The sequence below is a fragment of the Variovorax sp. J31P179 genome (assembly GCF_030316985.1).
Classification (GTDB): Bacteria; Pseudomonadota; Gammaproteobacteria; order Burkholderiales; family Burkholderiaceae_C; genus Variovorax; species Variovorax ginsengisoli_B.
This window is the reverse complement of record NZ_JASZYL010000001.1, coordinates 854,832-869,455: the sequence shown is the minus strand read 5'-3', so window position 1 is coordinate 869,455 and position 14,624 is coordinate 854,832. Positions and strand designations below refer to the sequence as shown.

The window sequence follows — 14,624 nt, the reverse complement described above, 5'->3', positions numbered from 1 at the left end:
GGGGTTCCTTCGTGTGGGTGTGTGGATGAAGTTGCGAGCTCAGCGCGTCGCGGGCTCGTAGCGGCCCGCTGGTGCAGCCGATGGCCTGACGAGGGCCTGGCGCCGCATGCGCCGACCGGCGAGGTAGACGAAGACGGCGCCGAGCAGCGCGGCGAGCGCGAGGAACAACAGCCCCGCGTCATAGGAGCCCGTGCGGTCCTTGAGTAGCCCGATGAAATACGGGCTGAACATCGAGCCGACGATGCCGAAGCAGTTGACATAGGCGAACACCACGGCGGCGGTCTTGCCCCTGACGCCGACACCGGTGAGCTGCCAGATGCAGATCGGCCCGCTGACCAGCCCCGCGGTCAACAGCGACAGCCCGGCGATCGACGCGTAGAGGTTGGGCACGCTGACCAGGATGCCGATGCCCGCGGCGGCGGTCACGAAGGCGGCGATGGCATGCCACACGCGCTCGCCCGTGCGGTCCGAATGAGCGACCCAGAACCAGTAGATCACCATGCCGAACACGCTCGGTATCGCCGCCAGCAGCCCGACCTGGACCGTCGACAGTGCGACGCCGAAGAGGCGGCCGAACTCCTGCACGATCTGCGGCGTGAAGATTAGGCTCGCATAGAAGCCCATCTGCGCCGTTGCATAGGCGAGCGACAGCAGGATCAGGTGCGGCTGCAGCAAGGTGGTGCGCAGCGGCGGCTCGCCGACGGACGCGGGGGCGTCGCCGCTGTCGCGCGCGGCGATCACCTGGCGCTTCTCCTCGTCGGTCAGCCAGTCGGCCTCCTCGGGCTTCGAGGTCAGGAAGCGGATCGAGTAGAAGCCCAGCAGCACCGGCAGCAGGCCTTCGACGAACAGCATGATCCGCCAGCCCGAGAAGCCGAACAGGCCATCGGCGTACTGGACGATCGCGGCCGACATCGGCGTGCCCACGATGACCGCCCAGGGCAGCACGGCGATCACCAGCATGCGCCCGCGCAGGCCGGGCGGAAACCACAGCGCCAGGCAGTAGATCAGGCCCGGAAACAAGCCGGCTTCGGCGACGCCCAGCAGCATGCGCACGGCGATCAGCTGCCAGCCGTTCTGCACGAAGGCCGTGCAAGCGGAGATCAGGCCCCAGGTCACCATGATCCGCGTGAGCCAGACGCGCGCGCCGACCCGGTGCAGGATGATGTTGCTCGGGATCTCCATCGCCAGGTAGCCGATGAAGAACAGGCCGGCAGCCAGTCCGAACACTTGCTGGCTGATGCCCAGCTCGGCATTCATGCGCAGCGCCGCGGTGCCGATGTTGATGCGGTCGAGGTACGCCATGGTGTACATCAGCATCAGGATCGGGATGATCCGCCGGATCACTTTGCGCTGTACGGACGCGGGAAGGGTTTGAGTCATGTCGGACGCCCAGGAGGAGCTTCGGAGGTTGACGGGCGAGGCCCGCGGTCGGTGTCCGCCGGGCGGGAAGCGCCGCAGCGTTGATCGAATGATCGTTAACGAGAAGATGACTGAAAAGGACAATCTTTCTCATGATCTCGGACATCAAGGGTCCGAACTATTTAGACTCCGGCCTTCGCACCCGAGCACGACCCCATGAACCTGATCGACCTCCGGACGCTGAAGCACTTCGTCTGCGTGGCAGAGAACGAGAGCATCTCGAGGGCGGCACAGCTGCTGCACATCTCGGCCTCGCCGCTGAGCCGCACCATCCTCAACCTCGAGGAAAAAATCGGCTTCGCGCTGTTCGATCGCGTCGGCAGGAGCCTGCGGCTCAACAACGCCGGACGCGAACTGCTGCTCAACGCGCGCCAACTCCTGCTCGGCAACGAGCGCCTGATGCTCGACCTGCAGCGCCGGGCCGGCGGCACCGGCGGCACGGTGGTCATCGGCCACATGCCGGGCGCGCTCTACAACGGCATCATCCCGGACACCGCCCAGCGCGTGCAGGCCGCGCACCCCGCGATCCGCTTCCAGTTCGAGGGCGCGCCGGAGAGCGAGCAACTGGAGGAACTGCGCCGGGGACGAATCGATTTCGCGGTGCAGACGCAGGAGCTCACCGATCCCGCGCTGGCTTCGGCGGTCTACAGTTCGGAGCGCTACGTGCTGCTGATGCCACGCGCGCATCCGCTGGTCGCGGCGCCGGAGATCTCGGCGCGCCAGCTGGTCGATGCCGAGTGGGTGGTGACGCCCGAGCGCAGCGGCCCGTCGCTGCGCGCGAAGTTCATGCTGGCCTGCCACCGCCTGGGTTTCGAGCCGCGCGTGGCTTGCGTCGCGGGCGACATCATCTCGGCGCTGGCCCTGGTCGCGAGCGGCTTCGGCTTGTGCGCGGCGCAAGAGAGCCTGGTGCAGTTCTCGGGCGAGAACATCGTGGTGCGCGATCTTCCGCTGCTGGAGATGCGCACCGACTACCGCATCGTCTGGCGCCCCGACGCGCTCGGTCCGGCGGCGCTGCGCTTTCTGGATGCGCTGCTGGAGCGGGCCGACTGAAATTCAGGTCGATTTGCGGTCGGCCAGCAGCACCTTCGGCGCCCCGTGCAGGAAGGCTTCGACCCTCATATCGATCAATCGATCAATATTGCGTGGCGCCGCGAGGTCGTAGACCCACTTGCGAACGCCGATGTAGAACACGCTGGAGTGCATGGCCCAGATGAGTTCGACCTCTTCGTCCTCGGCCTCGGCGTTCTCGGGATCGGGAATGTCGTAGGCAAAGCGCAGCTCGCGCGCGATCAGCAGGAAGTGCCGCTCGCGCAGGCGCGCCAGGTAGCGCTGGTTCACGCCGGCCCGGCTGAGGCCGGCATACATGAAGATGCGCACCCATTCGCCGCGCAGCACGAAGTGCGCGTAGTCCTTGAGGTAGCGCTTGAGGCGGCTTTCGAGCGAGTGCGTGCGGTCGGCGAGCCACTCCTCCCACTCGGGGTTCCAGCGGCGCACGAAGACTTCGTCGTAGACGCGGTCGACCAGCGCCTCCTTGGTCGGGAAATACCGGTACAGCAGGGGCTGCGAGACGCCCAGGCGCTGGGCCAGGTCGCGTGTGCTGCCCTCAAAGCCATGCCTGGCAAAGAAGCTGATGGCCGACTGGACGATCTCGTGCTCGCGGTCTTCGGGCGCGAGGCGGCGGCGCCGCTGCTTGCCGCCGGCGGCGCCTTCTTCGGGAGTCTCGTCAGCCTTGGCGGTGCGGGGGGTCATCGATGGTGTCCGTGGAATGAATCTGGCCGATCGTTTGATTATTAGCGCGCCGGGCTCTCGACACCACCCGGCCCGGGTAAACCCCGATGTCCCTCTGCCGAACGCCGCTTGATCTCGGAATCTGCTCGAACTATTATTGATCGTCCGATCACTTAACATCCAACCCTCACGAAGAACGGAGACAGCATGACGATCGATCGCAGGAGTTTCATGGCAGCCGCCGCCACCGCCGGCGCCGCCCTGGCGGCCCCTTCGCTGGTGCGCGGCCAGGGCACGGCAGAGCCGCTGCGCCTGGGTTTGCTCACCGCCAAGACCGGGCCTTTCGCTTCCGGCGGACTCGACATGGAGCGCGGGCTGCAGAGCTACCTGGCGGCCAACGACCAGCGGCTGGGCGGCCGCAAGGTCGAGCTGATCGTGGCCGACACCGGCGGCGTGCCGTCGACCGCCCGCAGCAAGACCCAGGAACTGGTCGAGCGCGAACGTGCCCAGGTGCTCATGGGCCCGCTGGCCGCCTTCGAGGCGCTGGCCACCGACGACTACATGCGGGCCCGCAAGATTCCGGTGTTTCCGGTGGCCGCGGCCGAAGACATGACCCAGCGCAAGGCCAACCCCTGGCTGTTCCGCGCCAGTTCGACCTCGGCCCAGTGCGCCCATCCGCTGGCCGACTACTGCGCCAAGAAGCTGAAGTACAAGCGCATGGTGCTGGTGGCCGACGACATCGCCTACGGCCACGAGATGACGGCCGGCTTCCAGCGCGTCTTCGAGGAAGCCGGCGGCAAGGTGGTGCAGAAGCTGTTTCCGCCGCTCACGGCGCCCGACTACGGCAGCTTCCTGGCCCAACTCAACCGCGACGCGGACGCGGTGTTCCTCGGCTTCGCGGGCTCCAACGGCTTTCGCTTCATCCGGCAGTTCAACGAGTACGGCCTGCGCGGCAAGCTGGCCCTGGTCGGCGGCATGACGGCGCTCGACGAAGCGGTGCTGCGCAACATGGGGGACGAGGCGCTGGGCATCGTCACGGTGAACTGGTATTCCGCCGAGCTCGCGAACCCGGTCAACGCGAAGTTCGCCGGCGCCTTCCGCAAAGCGCACGGCTACGACCCCGGCTTCTACGCCGCCTGCACCCATGTCAGCGCATCGGTGCTCGACGCCGCGCTGGAGCCCTTGAAGGGCCAGGCCTTCGACCGCGAGTCGCTGCGCGCATCGCTGCAGAAGACCAACGCCTTGACGGCGCGCGGACCGGTCAAGTTCGACGCCTGGGGCAACGTGGTCGGCAACGTCTACGTGCGCACGGTCGAGCGCAAGGATGGCCGGCTGGTCAACAGCATCATCGAGACCTACCCGGACGTAAGCCAGTTCTGGACCTACGACCCCAAGAAGTTTCTGGCCGAGCCGGTCTATTCGCGCGACTGGCCGCCCGCCAGGAACCTGGCCGCCTGACGCCCCTACCGGAGCTTCACGGCCCGCGCCGCCTCGGCGCGGCGGGCCCTGTCGTCAAGAACATGCAATTCTGGTTGACTCAGACACTCAACAGCCTGGCCCTCGGCGGCCTGCTGCTGCTGCTCTCATCGGGCTTCGCGCTCATCTTCGGGCTGATGCGCATCGCCAACCTCACGCACGGCGCTCTCTTCATGATCGGGGCCTACGTGGCCGCGAGCGCGGCGCGGGCCGGCTGGGGCTTCGCGGTCGCCGTGGTGCTGGCCGGGCTCGCCACCGCAGTCATCGGCGGGCTTTTCGAGCGCCTCGTGCTGCGCCGGTTGTCGGGCAACGCGCAGGCCCAGGTGCTGGCCACGCTCGGCCTGTCCTTCATCGCCGCCGACCTCTGCTTGGTGCTGTGGGGCGGCGATCCGATCCCGGTCTCGCCGCCGGCTTTCCTGAGCGGTCCGGCATCGCTGTTCGGCTTCAGCTTTCCGAGCTACCGGCTGGCCGTGATCGCGGTGGCGCTGGTGGCCGCCGTCGTGCTGTACCTGCTGCTGGAGCGCACCCGCCTGGGGGCGCGAATTCGCGCCGGCGTCGACGACATGCCGATGGCGCGAGCGGTGGGCATCCGGGCCTCGGCCCTCTTCACCAGCGTGTTCTGCCTGGGCGCGATGCTGGCCGGACTCGGCGGTGCGTTCGGCGGACCAATGCTCTCGGCCTATCCGGGGCTGGACGCCGACATGCTGCCGCTGGCGCTGATCGTGGTGATCCTCGGCGGCGTCGGCAGCCTGATGGGCACTTTCATCGCCAGCTTCATCATCGGCTTCGTCTACACCTTCGGCACCGCGCTGGTCCCCGACCTCGCCTACGTGATCCTGTTCCTGCCGATGATCCTGGTGCTGGCCTTCCGGCCCACCGGCCTGCTCGGAGGTGCCCGCGCATGAAGCCGACGATCCGTGGCCTGCTGCTGCTCGCGGCCCTGGCGCTGCTGCCGGCGGTGTCAGGCGAGTACTACGTCAACCTGGGCAGCCAGATGCTGATCGCCGTGATCTTCGCCTCCAGCCTGAACCTGCTGGTCGGCTACGCCGGCCTGACCTCGCTGGGCCACGCGGCCTACCTGGGCCTGTCGGCCTACATCGCCGCCTGGCTGGCGCTGCGGCTCGGCCTCGGCCACGCGATGGCCGCGCCGCTCACGCTGCTGGCCACCACAGCCATCGGCGGCGTCTTCGGCTGGATCGCGCTGCGGGCCTCGGGACTCAGCTTCCTGATGCTGACCCTCGCCCTGTCGCAGGTAGTGTGGGGCCTCGCCTACCGCTGGACCTCGGTCACCAACGGCGACAACGGCCTGTCGGGCCTCACGCGGCCGGTTCCCTTCGGCATCGACATGGAGAACAGCAACGCCTACTACTGGTTCGTGCTGTCGATCACGGCGCTGGTGCTGCTGGTCGTCGGCCGGCTCGTGAACTCGCCCTTCGGCGCCTCGCTGCGCGGCACCCGCGACCAGGCGCGGCGCATGAGCTCGCTCGGCTACAACGTCTGGGCGATCCGCTGGTGTGCCTTCGTGGGCGCGAGCTTCGTCGGCGCGGTGGCGGGCCTGCTCTACGTCTACTTCCACAAGTACGTGCATCCGAGCGTGCTGTCGGTCACCGCATCGGCCGAGGTGCTGCTCAGCGTGATCGCGGGCGGTGCCGGCACGCTGGCCGGCCCGGCCGTCGGCGCCGTGCTGGTGGTGCTGCTGAAGAACTATGCGTCGGGCTACATCGAACGATGGAACATGCTGCTGGGCGCGGTGTTCGTCTTCATCGTGCTGGTGATGCCGCACGGCATCGTGCCGGGCGTCCGCACCTTGCTGGCGCGCTGGAAGGGAGGCCGCGCATGACCGCCGCTCTCGAGATCAAGGGACTGCGCAAGTCCTTCGGCGGCATCGCCGTCACGCAGGACGTCTCGCTCACGATGCAGCCCGGCGAGCGGCGTCTTGTCATCGGACCGAACGGCGCCGGCAAGACCACGCTGTTCGGCCTGATCGGTGGCGAGATCCGCCCGGACAGCGGGTCGATCCGCATCTTCGGTGAAGACGTCACGAAGCTGCCGGTGCGCGCCCGCGCACGCAGCGGACTCGCGCGCACCTACCAGATCATCACGCTGTTCCCGAAGGACACGCTGGCGCACAACGTGGTGCTGGGGCTGCTGGCGCTGCTGCCGCTGCGGCTCGATGCGCGCACCGACCTGGCGCGGCACGCGGCGCTGCACGATCGCGCGGTGCAGCTGCTCGACGGCGTCGGGTTGGCCGGCAAGGCGCTGCACCGCGTGTGCGACGTGTCCTATGGCGAACAGCGACGGGTCGAGCTGGCATTGGGCCTGGCGCAGCAGCCGCGCCTGCTGCTGCTCGACGAGCCGCTCGCCGGCCTGTCGCAGGACGAGCGCGTGGTGGTGCAGCGGCTGATCGCCCAGGTGCCGCGCGAGACGGCGATCCTGATGATCGAACACGACATGGACGTGGCGCTCGAATTCGCCGAACAGATCACGGTGCTGCACTATGGGCAGGTGATCGTCGAAGGCGACCGGCGCACCGTCGTCAACCACCCGAGAACGAGGGAGATCTACCTTGGCCACTGATGCATTGAGCGTGAGCGAACTCGACGTCTGCTACGGGCAGAGCCAGGTCGTGCACCGGCTGTCGATGAACCTGCAAGAGGGTCGCGTGCTGGCGCTGCTGGGACGCAACGGCGCCGGCAAGAGCACCTCGCTCAACACCTTCGCGGGCCTGCACCAGGCACGAGCCGGCAGCATCCGCCTCGCGGGCCGCCCGGTGGAACGCATGTCGCCCGAAGGCATCGCCCGCGCCGGCATGCGGCTGGTGCCCCAGGGCCGGCGCATCTTCCCGAGCCTGACGGTGCTGGAGAACCTGCAGGTGGCCGAACAGGCGGCGCGGGCGAATGACGACGGCAAGCACGCCTGGAACCTCGATCGCGTCTACGCCACCTTCGGGCGCCTCAAGGAGCGCATGCGCCAGCGCGCCGGCACCCTCTCCGGCGGCGAGCAGCAGATGCTCGCGATCGGCCGCGCGCTGATGGGCAACCCGCGCGTCCTGCTGCTCGACGAGCCTTCGGAAGGGCTCGCGCCGCTGATCGTCGCGGAGGTGGCACAGGCCATCAAGACGCTCAAGGCCGACCGGCTCTCGATCGTGCTGGTCGAGCAGAACTTCAACCTTGCGCTCGAAGTGGCAGACGATGTGGTGGTGCTCAACACCGGCCACGTCGTGCACGCCGGCAGCGCCGACGCGGTGCGCGCCGAACCCGACCTCGCGACCCGCCATCTCGGCGTGTTCTAGCCCGGACTCTTCCAATACCCACCCAACGGATTTCACGTGCTCTACACCTGCTCCCCCCACTGCACCGACCCGACCCACCGCCACGCCCCGTCGGCCACGGGCCGCGCGAGATCGGCTTCGCTTTCGATGCCGCGCACGGCCAGCGCGTCGACGCCGGTGCGCGGCGACCGTCCGCCGGTCGTCGACGTCCACTGCCACTACCTGAACCCGGAGGTCGCCAAGGCGGCGAGCGACCTCGACGTCGGCCGCCACGACCCGAGCGTGATCCATGCGAACGCACTCACGCGCGAGACCAACGTCGCGCAGATGCGGGAGCGTGCGCCGAAGCTGACCGGCGTCGACCAGCGGCTGGACGACATGGACCGCATGGGCATCGACATCCAGGCGATCAGCCCGGCGCCTTTCCAGTTCTTCTATTTCACGCCGCCGGAGCGCGGGGCAGTCCTGGCCCGCCAGGTGAACGAAGGCATCGCGGCGCTGGTGGCGGCCACGCCGCGGCGCTTCGTCGGGCTCGGCTCGGTGCCGCTGCAGAACGCCGAGCTCGCGATCCAGGAGCTCGACCACGCGATCGGCACGCTCGGCCTGCGCGGCATCGAGATCAACACCAACGTCAACGGGCTCGACCTGACCGATGCCAGGCTCGGGCTGGAACCCTTCTTCGCCCGCGCCGACGCGCTCGGTGCGGTGATCTTCCTGCATCCGGTCGGCTTCTCGGAAGGTTCCCGGCTGACCGACCACTACTTCAACAACGTGATCGGCAACCCGTTGGACACGACCGTGGCCGTCAGCCACCTGATCTTCGACGGCGTCGTGGCGCGCCATCCGAACATCAAGTTCATCGCGGCGCATGGCGGCGGCTACGTGGCGCATTACTGGGCACGCATGGACCACGCCTGGCGGGCGCGCAAGGATTGCCGCACGGTGATCGATCGCGCGCCGTCGAGCTATCTCAAGACCTTCTATGTCGATACGATGGTGTTCGACCCCGAGATGCTGCGCCATCTGGTCGATCTCTTCGGTGCCGACCGGGTGCTGCTCGGCTCCGACTATCCCTACGACATGGGCGAGGAGCGGCCCCGGGAACTGATCGCCTCGGTGCGCGGCCTGTCGAGCGACGAGGTGGCGCAGATCGAAGGGCTCAACGCCCTGAAGCTGCTCGACATCGCGCCGATGCGCTGACCCGCCAGGAGCCATGACCATGCCCGTCACTTCACCCGCAGCACCCGAATCCCACCTTTTCAGCGCACTCGCGATGGGCGGGATGCACTTCCCCAACCGCATCGTCGTCTCGCCCATGTGCCAGTACTCGGCGCGCGACGGCGTCGCCAACGACTGGCACCTGCAGCACCTCATGCAGCTCGCGATGTCGGGCGCCGGCCTGGTCATGGTCGAAGCCACCGCCGTCGAGGCCCGCGGGCGCATCACGCACGGCTGCCTGGGCCTCTACAGCGACGCCGCGGAGGCCGCGCTGTCGCGCGTGCTGCAGGCCGCACGCGCGGTGGCCGCGCCGGGCACGCGCTTCGGCATCCAGCTCGGCCATGCGGGCCGCAAGGGCTCGGCCCAGGTGCCCTGGGAAGGCGGCGGGCCGCTGAAGGCCGGCGGCGACGGCGGCGCGCCGTGGCGCTGCGTGGCGCCGAGCGCCCTGCCCTTCGCGCCCGACTGGCACACGCCCGAGGCGCTCGACGAAGCCGGCATCGAAGGGCTGGTCGAGGCCTACGTCGACGCCGCGCGGCGCGCCGTGCGCCTAGGCTTCGATGTCATCGAGCTGCACTGCGCGCACGGCTACCTGCTGCACCAGTTCCAGTCGCCGCTATCGAACCGGCGCGACGACGCCTGGGGCGGCGACGCGGCCGGGCGCGACCGGCTGGCGCTGCACATCGCCCGGCGCCTGCACGAGCAGGTGCCCGGCAGCCGGGTGCTCGGTGCCCGCATCACCGGAACCGACTGGGCCGAAGGCGGCCTCGGGGTCGACGACGCGGTGCGCCTGGCCCAGGGCCTCAAGGACATCGGCTTCGGCTACGTCTGCGTGAGCAGCGGCTTCGTGGTGCGCGGCGAGCGCATTCCGTTCGGCCCCGGCTTCCAGGTCGGGCTGGCCGCGCAAGTGCGGCGCCGCAGCGGGATCGCCACCCGCGCCGTCGGCGGCATCAGCGAGCCGGCGCAGGCGGCCGCGATCGTGGCCTCGGGCCAGGCCGATCAGGTCGCCCTGGCGCGCCCCTTCCTGGCCGACCCGCGCTGGGTCTGGCGAGCAGCGGAGACGCTGGGCATCACGCCTTACTACCCCCCGCCGTACCGTCGCGCCGCCGGCCTCCGCAAGCCCGCCATGGCAACGGACGCCTGAGCGCGCGGCCCCATTTCGAGTGCCCATGACTTCCACTTTCGAACTCAAGGTCAACGGCCGCGCGCACCGAGTGCAGGCCGACGAGAACGACCTGCTGCTCTATGTCCTGCGCAACGACCTCGACTGCAAGGGCGTGCGCTTCGGCTGCGGCGCCGGCCATTGCGGCGCCTGCACCGTCTGGATGGACGGCCGCGCGGTCCAGTCCTGCGACATGCCCCTGTGGGGCACCGCCGGCCGCGAGCTCACCACGGTCGAGCAACTGGCGAGCGACCCGGTCGGCGCGGTCGTGCTCGACGCCTTCGTCACGCTGCAGGCCGCGCAGTGCGGCTACTGCATCAACGGCATCCTGATGTCGGTGACCGCCCTGCTGCGTCGCACCACTTCGCCGACCGAGGCCGATCTGCACGAGACGATGCACCGGCACCTGTGCCGCTGCGGCGCGCATGCGCGCATCCTGAAGGCGATCGAGGCCGCCGCGACCCGGTTGCGCGCGGAAGGACGGCCATGAGTTCCACGCTCTCCACGCCGCCCGCCATCCAGGCCCATCCTCGGCTCGGCCAGTGGCTGCGCATCGGACCCGGGCGCCAGCTCACCGTGTTCACCGGCAAGGTCGAGCTGGGCCAGGGAATCGAGACGGCCCTGGTGCAGATCGCCTGCGACGGCCTCGGCCTGACGCCGGCGCAGGTGGTGCTGGTGGCCGGCCACACCGACCGCTCGCCCGACGAGGGCTACACCGCAGGCAGCCTCTCGGTGCAGTACGGCGGCGCGGCGCTGCGCTGGGCCTGCGCGCACGCCTGGTCGGTGTTCGTCGCGCTGGCCGCGCGCAGGCTGGATGTCTCGCCGTCGGACCTGCAAGTCGATGCCGGTTGCTTCAGCGACGCCGGCGGCAAGCGCCGCACCGACTACTGGGAGCTCGCCGCCGAGATCGATCTCGACGTCGCCATCGTCTCGGCCCCCGCCAGCATCCGTCACGCGCCCGAGCCCTACGTGGGGCGATCGCTGCCGCGCGTGGATCTCCGGGCCAAGCTCACCGGCTCCGGCTACCTGCAGGACCTGGTCATTCCCGGCATGCAGCACGTGCGGATGCTGCGCGGGCGGCATCCCTCGCAGCGGCTGGCGGCGGTGCCCCTCGCCGAACTGCGGGCGCTGCCGGGTGTGTCGCAGGTGGTGCAGAGCGGCCGCTTCCTGGCCCTCGTGGGCCCGCACGAAGGCGCACTGGTGCGCGCGCTGCCCAAGGCCCGCAAGCTGCTCGACTTCGATGCCATGCCCGATCCCCATGCGGGTCAGGACACCGTCACGCTGCTGCAGGGCCTGCCCGCCAGCACGCGCCGCGTGCACGAGGGCGGCACGCCCGGCACGGGGCTGCAGGCCTACAGCGCCACCTACTCCCGCCCCTACCTGGCGCACGCGTCCATCGGCCCGGCCTGCGCGCTGGCCGATCCGCGCGGCACGCAGCTGCGCGTCTGGTCCCATACGCAGGGCGTCTATCCGCTGCGCGACCAGATCGCCGCGGCGCTGGGACGCGAGGCCGCGACGGTAGAGGTCATCCACGCGCCAGGCGCAGGGTGCTACGGCCACAACGGCGCCGACGATGCCGCCTTCGATGCCGCCTTCGTCGCCACCCGCATCGGGCAGCCGGTGCGCGTGCAGTGGATGCGCGAGGACGAGATGTCGATGTCACCGTTCGGTTCGGCCAGCGTGGTGCAGCTCACGGCCGGCCTCGACGACGCCGGACGCATCGGCGGCTGGGCCATGTCCCTGTGGAGCCACACCCACATGAACCGGCCCGGCTGGGGCGACGGCATCAACCTGCTCGGCGCCTGGGAGATCGATCCGCCGCTGCCGCGGCCAACGCCGCGCGACCTGCCGCTGCCGATGGGCGGCGGCGACCGCAACGCGATCGCGCTGTACGACCTGCCCCACCAGCAGGTCGACTACCACTTCATCCCCGACTCGCCGGTGCGCGTGTCGGCGCTGCGCTCGCTCGGCTCCTACGCCAACCTGTATGCGATCGAAAGCTTCATGGACGAGCTGGCGCAGTGGGCCGGCTGCGACCCGGTCGAATTCCGCCTGCGCCACCTCGGCGACCCCCGTGCGCGTGCGGTGCTGGAGGCCGCCGCCGAGATGGCCGGCTGGCGCCGGCGCGGCGAAAGCGGCAGCGGCAGCGGCCTGGGCATCGCCGTCGGCCGCTACAAGAACCAGGCCGCGTACTGCGCCATCGCCATGCAGGTCAGCGTCGAGGAGAAGGTCCGGGTCGAGAAGGCCTGGGCCGTGGTCGATGCCGGCGCGGTGGTCAATCCCGATGGCCTGGTGAACCAGATCGAGGGCGGCCTGCTGCAGTCGCTCAGCTGGACACTGAAGGAAAGCGTGACCTGGGACCGCAGCGGCATCACGTCCGGGGACTGGGAGCACTACCCGATCCTGGGCTTCGACGAGATCCCCGAGATCGCCGTGCGCGTGATCGAACGGCCGGGCGAGCCCAGCCTGGGCGCCGGCGAGGCCGCCGCCGGCCCGGCCGCCGCGGCGGTCGCCAGCGCCGTCGCCCATGCGCTCGACTTGCGCGCGCGCCAGTTGCCGCTGTCGGCCGAACGGCTGGCGCAGCTGATCAACGCGGGCTGAGCGCCCGCCTTCCGAACCCGATTCGAATCCAACGTCCAAGGACCTCATCATGGCCATCCACACCCTTGCCCACTACTCGGTGCGCACCACCCGGCTCGAGGCTTCGCGCCACTTCTATGTCGACGTGCTCGGCCTGCGCGAAGGCTTCCGGCCACCGTTCGACTTCCCGGGCCTCTGGCTCTACAAGGGCGACGACGAAGCCCAGTTCGGCGTCGTCCACATCATCGGCATCGACCCCGACGCGCCGCAGGGCCTGGTCGAGTACCTTGGCGACAAGAGCGAGGCATCGCTGCACGGCAGCGCCGCGATCGACCACCTGGCCTTCCTGGCGACCGACCTGCCCGACATGCGCCGGCGGCTGCGGCAGGCCGGCCTGGCTTTTCGCGAACGCACGGTGCCGAGCATCGGCCTGCACCAGCTGTTCGTCGAAGACCCGTCCGGCGTGACGATCGAGCTCAACTACCCGGCCGAAGAAGCCCGGCAACACGGAGCCCACGCATGAACGCGCCGCAGAGCGCAAGGCCCGCGCGCAAGGCGCTGGTCATCGGCGGCTCGCTGGGCGGCTTGTTCGCCGCCAACCTGCTGCTGCGCGCCGGCTGGGACGTCCATGTGCACGAGCGCGTGGCCGACGAACTGGAAAGCCGCGGCGCCGGCGTCGTGACGCATCCCGAGCTGATGGAAGTGCTGAGCGCCGCGGGCGTCGACGTGACCGACGGCATCGGCGTCGAGGTACGCGAGCGCATCACCTTGGCACGCGATGGCCAGGTCGAGGACTCGCGCCCCCTGCCGCAGCTGCTCACCGCCTGGGGCCGCCTGTACCAGGTGCTGCGCCGCGCCTTCCCGTCGGAGCGCTATCACAACGGCCGGCAGCTGGTCTCCTTCGAACAGGACGCCGCCGGTGTGCGCGCGACCTTCGCCGATGGCGACGTGGTGGCCGCCGATCTGCTGGTGGCGGCCGATGGCCTGCGCTCCACCGTGCGCCAGCTGCTGCAGCCCGAGACCCGGCCGCGCTATGCCGGCTACCTTGCATGGCGGGGACTGGTCGAGGAAGCGAGCCTCTCGCCACGCGCGCTGGCCGAGCTCTTTCCGTACTTCGCCTTCGGCCTGCCGCCGCGCGAACAGATGATCGCCTACCCGGTGGCGGGACAGGGCAACAGCGTGGCGCCCGGCAAGCGCCGCTACAACTTCGTCTGGTACCGGCCGGCCGACCAGGACACGACGCTGCGCGAGATGCTGACCGATGCGACCGGCAAGACCTGGCCCGACGGCATCCCGCCGCCGCTGATCCGGCCCGAGGTGCTGGCCGCCGCGCGCCAGGCGGCGCACGAGGTTCTGGCGCCGCAGTTCGCGGAGGTGGTGCAGAAGACGCCCAACCTGTTCTTCCAGCCGATCTTCGATCTCGAGAGTTCGGCGCTGGCCTTCGGCCGGGTGGCGCTGCTGGGCGACGCGGCCTTCGTTGCCCGGCCGCATTGCGGGATGGGCGTCACCAAGGCCGGCAGCGATGCCGCGGCGCTGGTTCGTGCGCTCGCGGAAACGCCCGATGTGCCGTCCGCGCTGCAGGCCTACGAGGCCTCGCGCCTCGCCGCCGGCAGCTTCATCGTCAACCACGCCCGCGCGCTGGGTGCCTACATGCAGGCGCAGATCAGCACGCCGGCCGAACGCGAGATGGCCGAGCGCTACCGGAGCACCGAGGCCGTGATGCGCGAAACCGCCGTTCCGCCCGTGCCGCACTGAGCTCGCTTTCTTCATGCA

General features: G+C 69.7%; 13 protein-coding genes and 1 pseudogene. 12 read left to right on the top strand and 2 right to left on the bottom strand.

The window, feature by feature from the left end; genetic code table 11:
• Positions 1–39: 39 nt before the first annotated feature.
• On the bottom strand, positions 40–1,380 hold the full coding sequence (locus QTI17_RS04230; protein ID WP_286531261.1) for an MFS transporter: 1,341 nt from the start codon (positions 1,378–1,380) through the stop codon (positions 40–42).
• A gap of 195 nt (positions 1,381–1,575) precedes the next feature.
• On the opposite strand from QTI17_RS04230, the gene QTI17_RS04225 reads away from it, so the two are divergent.
• A complete protein-coding gene (locus QTI17_RS04225; RefSeq protein WP_286531259.1) occupies positions 1,576–2,469 on the top strand; it encodes a LysR family transcriptional regulator in 894 nt (297 codons plus the stop codon).
• Positions 2,470–2,472: 3 nt separating this feature from the next.
• Here QTI17_RS04225 and QTI17_RS04220 read toward each other — a convergent pair whose 3' ends face one another.
• Positions 2,473–3,168, bottom strand: coding sequence for a TetR/AcrR family transcriptional regulator (locus QTI17_RS04220; protein ID WP_286531257.1), 696 nt, complete (start codon positions 3,166–3,168; stop codon positions 2,473–2,475).
• Between the two features lie 186 nt (positions 3,169–3,354).
• On the opposite strand from QTI17_RS04220, the gene QTI17_RS04215 reads away from it, so the two are divergent.
• The 11 genes and pseudogenes from QTI17_RS04215 to QTI17_RS04165 all read left to right on the top strand — a co-directional run bounded on the left by QTI17_RS04215 (position 3,355) and on the right by QTI17_RS04165 (position 14,606).
• Positions 3,355–4,605 carry an ABC transporter substrate-binding protein gene (locus tag QTI17_RS04215; RefSeq protein ID WP_286531254.1) on the top strand — a complete coding sequence of 417 codons (1,251 nt, stop codon included), beginning with the start codon at positions 3,355–3,357 and terminating at the stop codon, positions 4,603–4,605.
• Positions 4,606–4,679: 74 nt separating this feature from the next.
• Positions 4,680–5,528: a branched-chain amino acid ABC transporter permease gene (locus QTI17_RS04210; protein ID WP_286531251.1), complete on the top strand. Its 849-nt coding sequence runs from the start codon at positions 4,680–4,682 to the stop codon at positions 5,526–5,528.
• Complete coding sequence (locus QTI17_RS04205; protein ID WP_286531248.1) at positions 5,525–6,463, top strand: branched-chain amino acid ABC transporter permease; 939 nt, start codon at positions 5,525–5,527, stop codon at positions 6,461–6,463. The genes QTI17_RS04210 and QTI17_RS04205 overlap by 4 nt, the downstream gene beginning before the upstream one ends.
• Before the next feature lie 65 nt (positions 6,464–6,528).
• A pseudogene (locus QTI17_RS04200) lies at positions 6,529–7,200 on the top strand (ABC transporter ATP-binding protein); the annotation flags it as partial.
• A 10-nt stretch (positions 7,201–7,210) separates the two neighbouring features.
• A complete protein-coding gene (locus QTI17_RS04195) occupies positions 7,211–7,915 on the top strand; it encodes an ABC transporter ATP-binding protein (protein ID WP_286531244.1) in 705 nt (234 codons plus the stop codon).
• Positions 7,916–7,951: 36 nt separating this feature from the next.
• Positions 7,952–9,094 carry an amidohydrolase family protein gene (locus QTI17_RS04190; RefSeq protein WP_286531241.1) on the top strand — a complete coding sequence of 381 codons (1,143 nt, stop codon included), beginning with the start codon at positions 7,952–7,954 and terminating at the stop codon, positions 9,092–9,094.
• A gap of 19 nt (positions 9,095–9,113) precedes the next feature.
• Positions 9,114–10,253 (top strand): NADH:flavin oxidoreductase/NADH oxidase, encoded by a 1,140-nt coding sequence (locus tag QTI17_RS04185; RefSeq protein ID WP_286531239.1) that lies wholly within the window; start codon positions 9,114–9,116, stop codon positions 10,251–10,253.
• Positions 10,254–10,278: 25 nt separating this feature from the next.
• Positions 10,279–10,761 (top strand): (2Fe-2S)-binding protein, encoded by a 483-nt coding sequence (locus tag QTI17_RS04180; protein ID WP_286531237.1) that lies wholly within the window; start codon positions 10,279–10,281, stop codon positions 10,759–10,761.
• The gene (locus QTI17_RS04175; protein WP_286531235.1) at positions 10,758–12,872 is read left to right on the top strand and encodes a molybdopterin cofactor-binding domain-containing protein; all 2,115 of its coding nucleotides are present in this window, start codon (positions 10,758–10,760) and stop codon (positions 12,870–12,872) included. Before QTI17_RS04180 ends, QTI17_RS04175 begins: the two co-directional genes overlap by 4 nt.
• A gap of 49 nt (positions 12,873–12,921) precedes the next feature.
• The gene (locus tag QTI17_RS04170; protein ID WP_286531233.1) at positions 12,922–13,374 is read left to right on the top strand and encodes a VOC family protein; all 453 of its coding nucleotides are present in this window, start codon (positions 12,922–12,924) and stop codon (positions 13,372–13,374) included.
• Positions 13,371–14,606, top strand: a complete 1,236-nt coding sequence (locus QTI17_RS04165; RefSeq protein WP_286531231.1) for an FAD binding domain-containing protein — start codon at positions 13,371–13,373, stop codon at positions 14,604–14,606. The genes QTI17_RS04170 and QTI17_RS04165 overlap by 4 nt, the downstream gene beginning before the upstream one ends.
• Positions 14,607–14,624: the final 18 nt, after the last annotated feature.

Excerpts from the sequence above, each read along its gene's own strand:
- QTI17_RS04230 (WP_286531261.1), bottom strand. The coding sequence starts at position 1,380 with ATGACTCAAACCCTTCCCGCGTCCGTACAGCGCAAAGTGATCCGGCGG.
- QTI17_RS04225 (WP_286531259.1), top strand. The coding sequence starts at position 1,576 with ATGAACCTGATCGACCTCCGGACGCTGAAGCACTTCGTCTGCGTGGCA.
- QTI17_RS04220 (WP_286531257.1), bottom strand. The coding sequence starts at position 3,168 with ATGACCCCCCGCACCGCCAAGGCTGACGAGACTCCCGAAGAAGGCGCC.
- QTI17_RS04215 (WP_286531254.1), top strand. The coding sequence starts at position 3,355 with ATGACGATCGATCGCAGGAGTTTCATGGCAGCCGCCGCCACCGCCGGC.
- QTI17_RS04205 (WP_286531248.1), top strand. The coding sequence starts at position 5,525 with ATGAAGCCGACGATCCGTGGCCTGCTGCTGCTCGCGGCCCTGGCGCTG.
- QTI17_RS04185 (WP_286531239.1), top strand. The coding sequence starts at position 9,114 with ATGCCCGTCACTTCACCCGCAGCACCCGAATCCCACCTTTTCAGCGCA.
- QTI17_RS04180 (WP_286531237.1), top strand. The coding sequence starts at position 10,279 with ATGACTTCCACTTTCGAACTCAAGGTCAACGGCCGCGCGCACCGAGTG.
- QTI17_RS04175 (WP_286531235.1), top strand. The coding sequence starts at position 10,758 with ATGAGTTCCACGCTCTCCACGCCGCCCGCCATCCAGGCCCATCCTCGG.
- QTI17_RS04170 (WP_286531233.1), top strand. The coding sequence starts at position 12,922 with ATGGCCATCCACACCCTTGCCCACTACTCGGTGCGCACCACCCGGCTC.
- QTI17_RS04165 (WP_286531231.1), top strand. The coding sequence starts at position 13,371 with ATGAACGCGCCGCAGAGCGCAAGGCCCGCGCGCAAGGCGCTGGTCATC.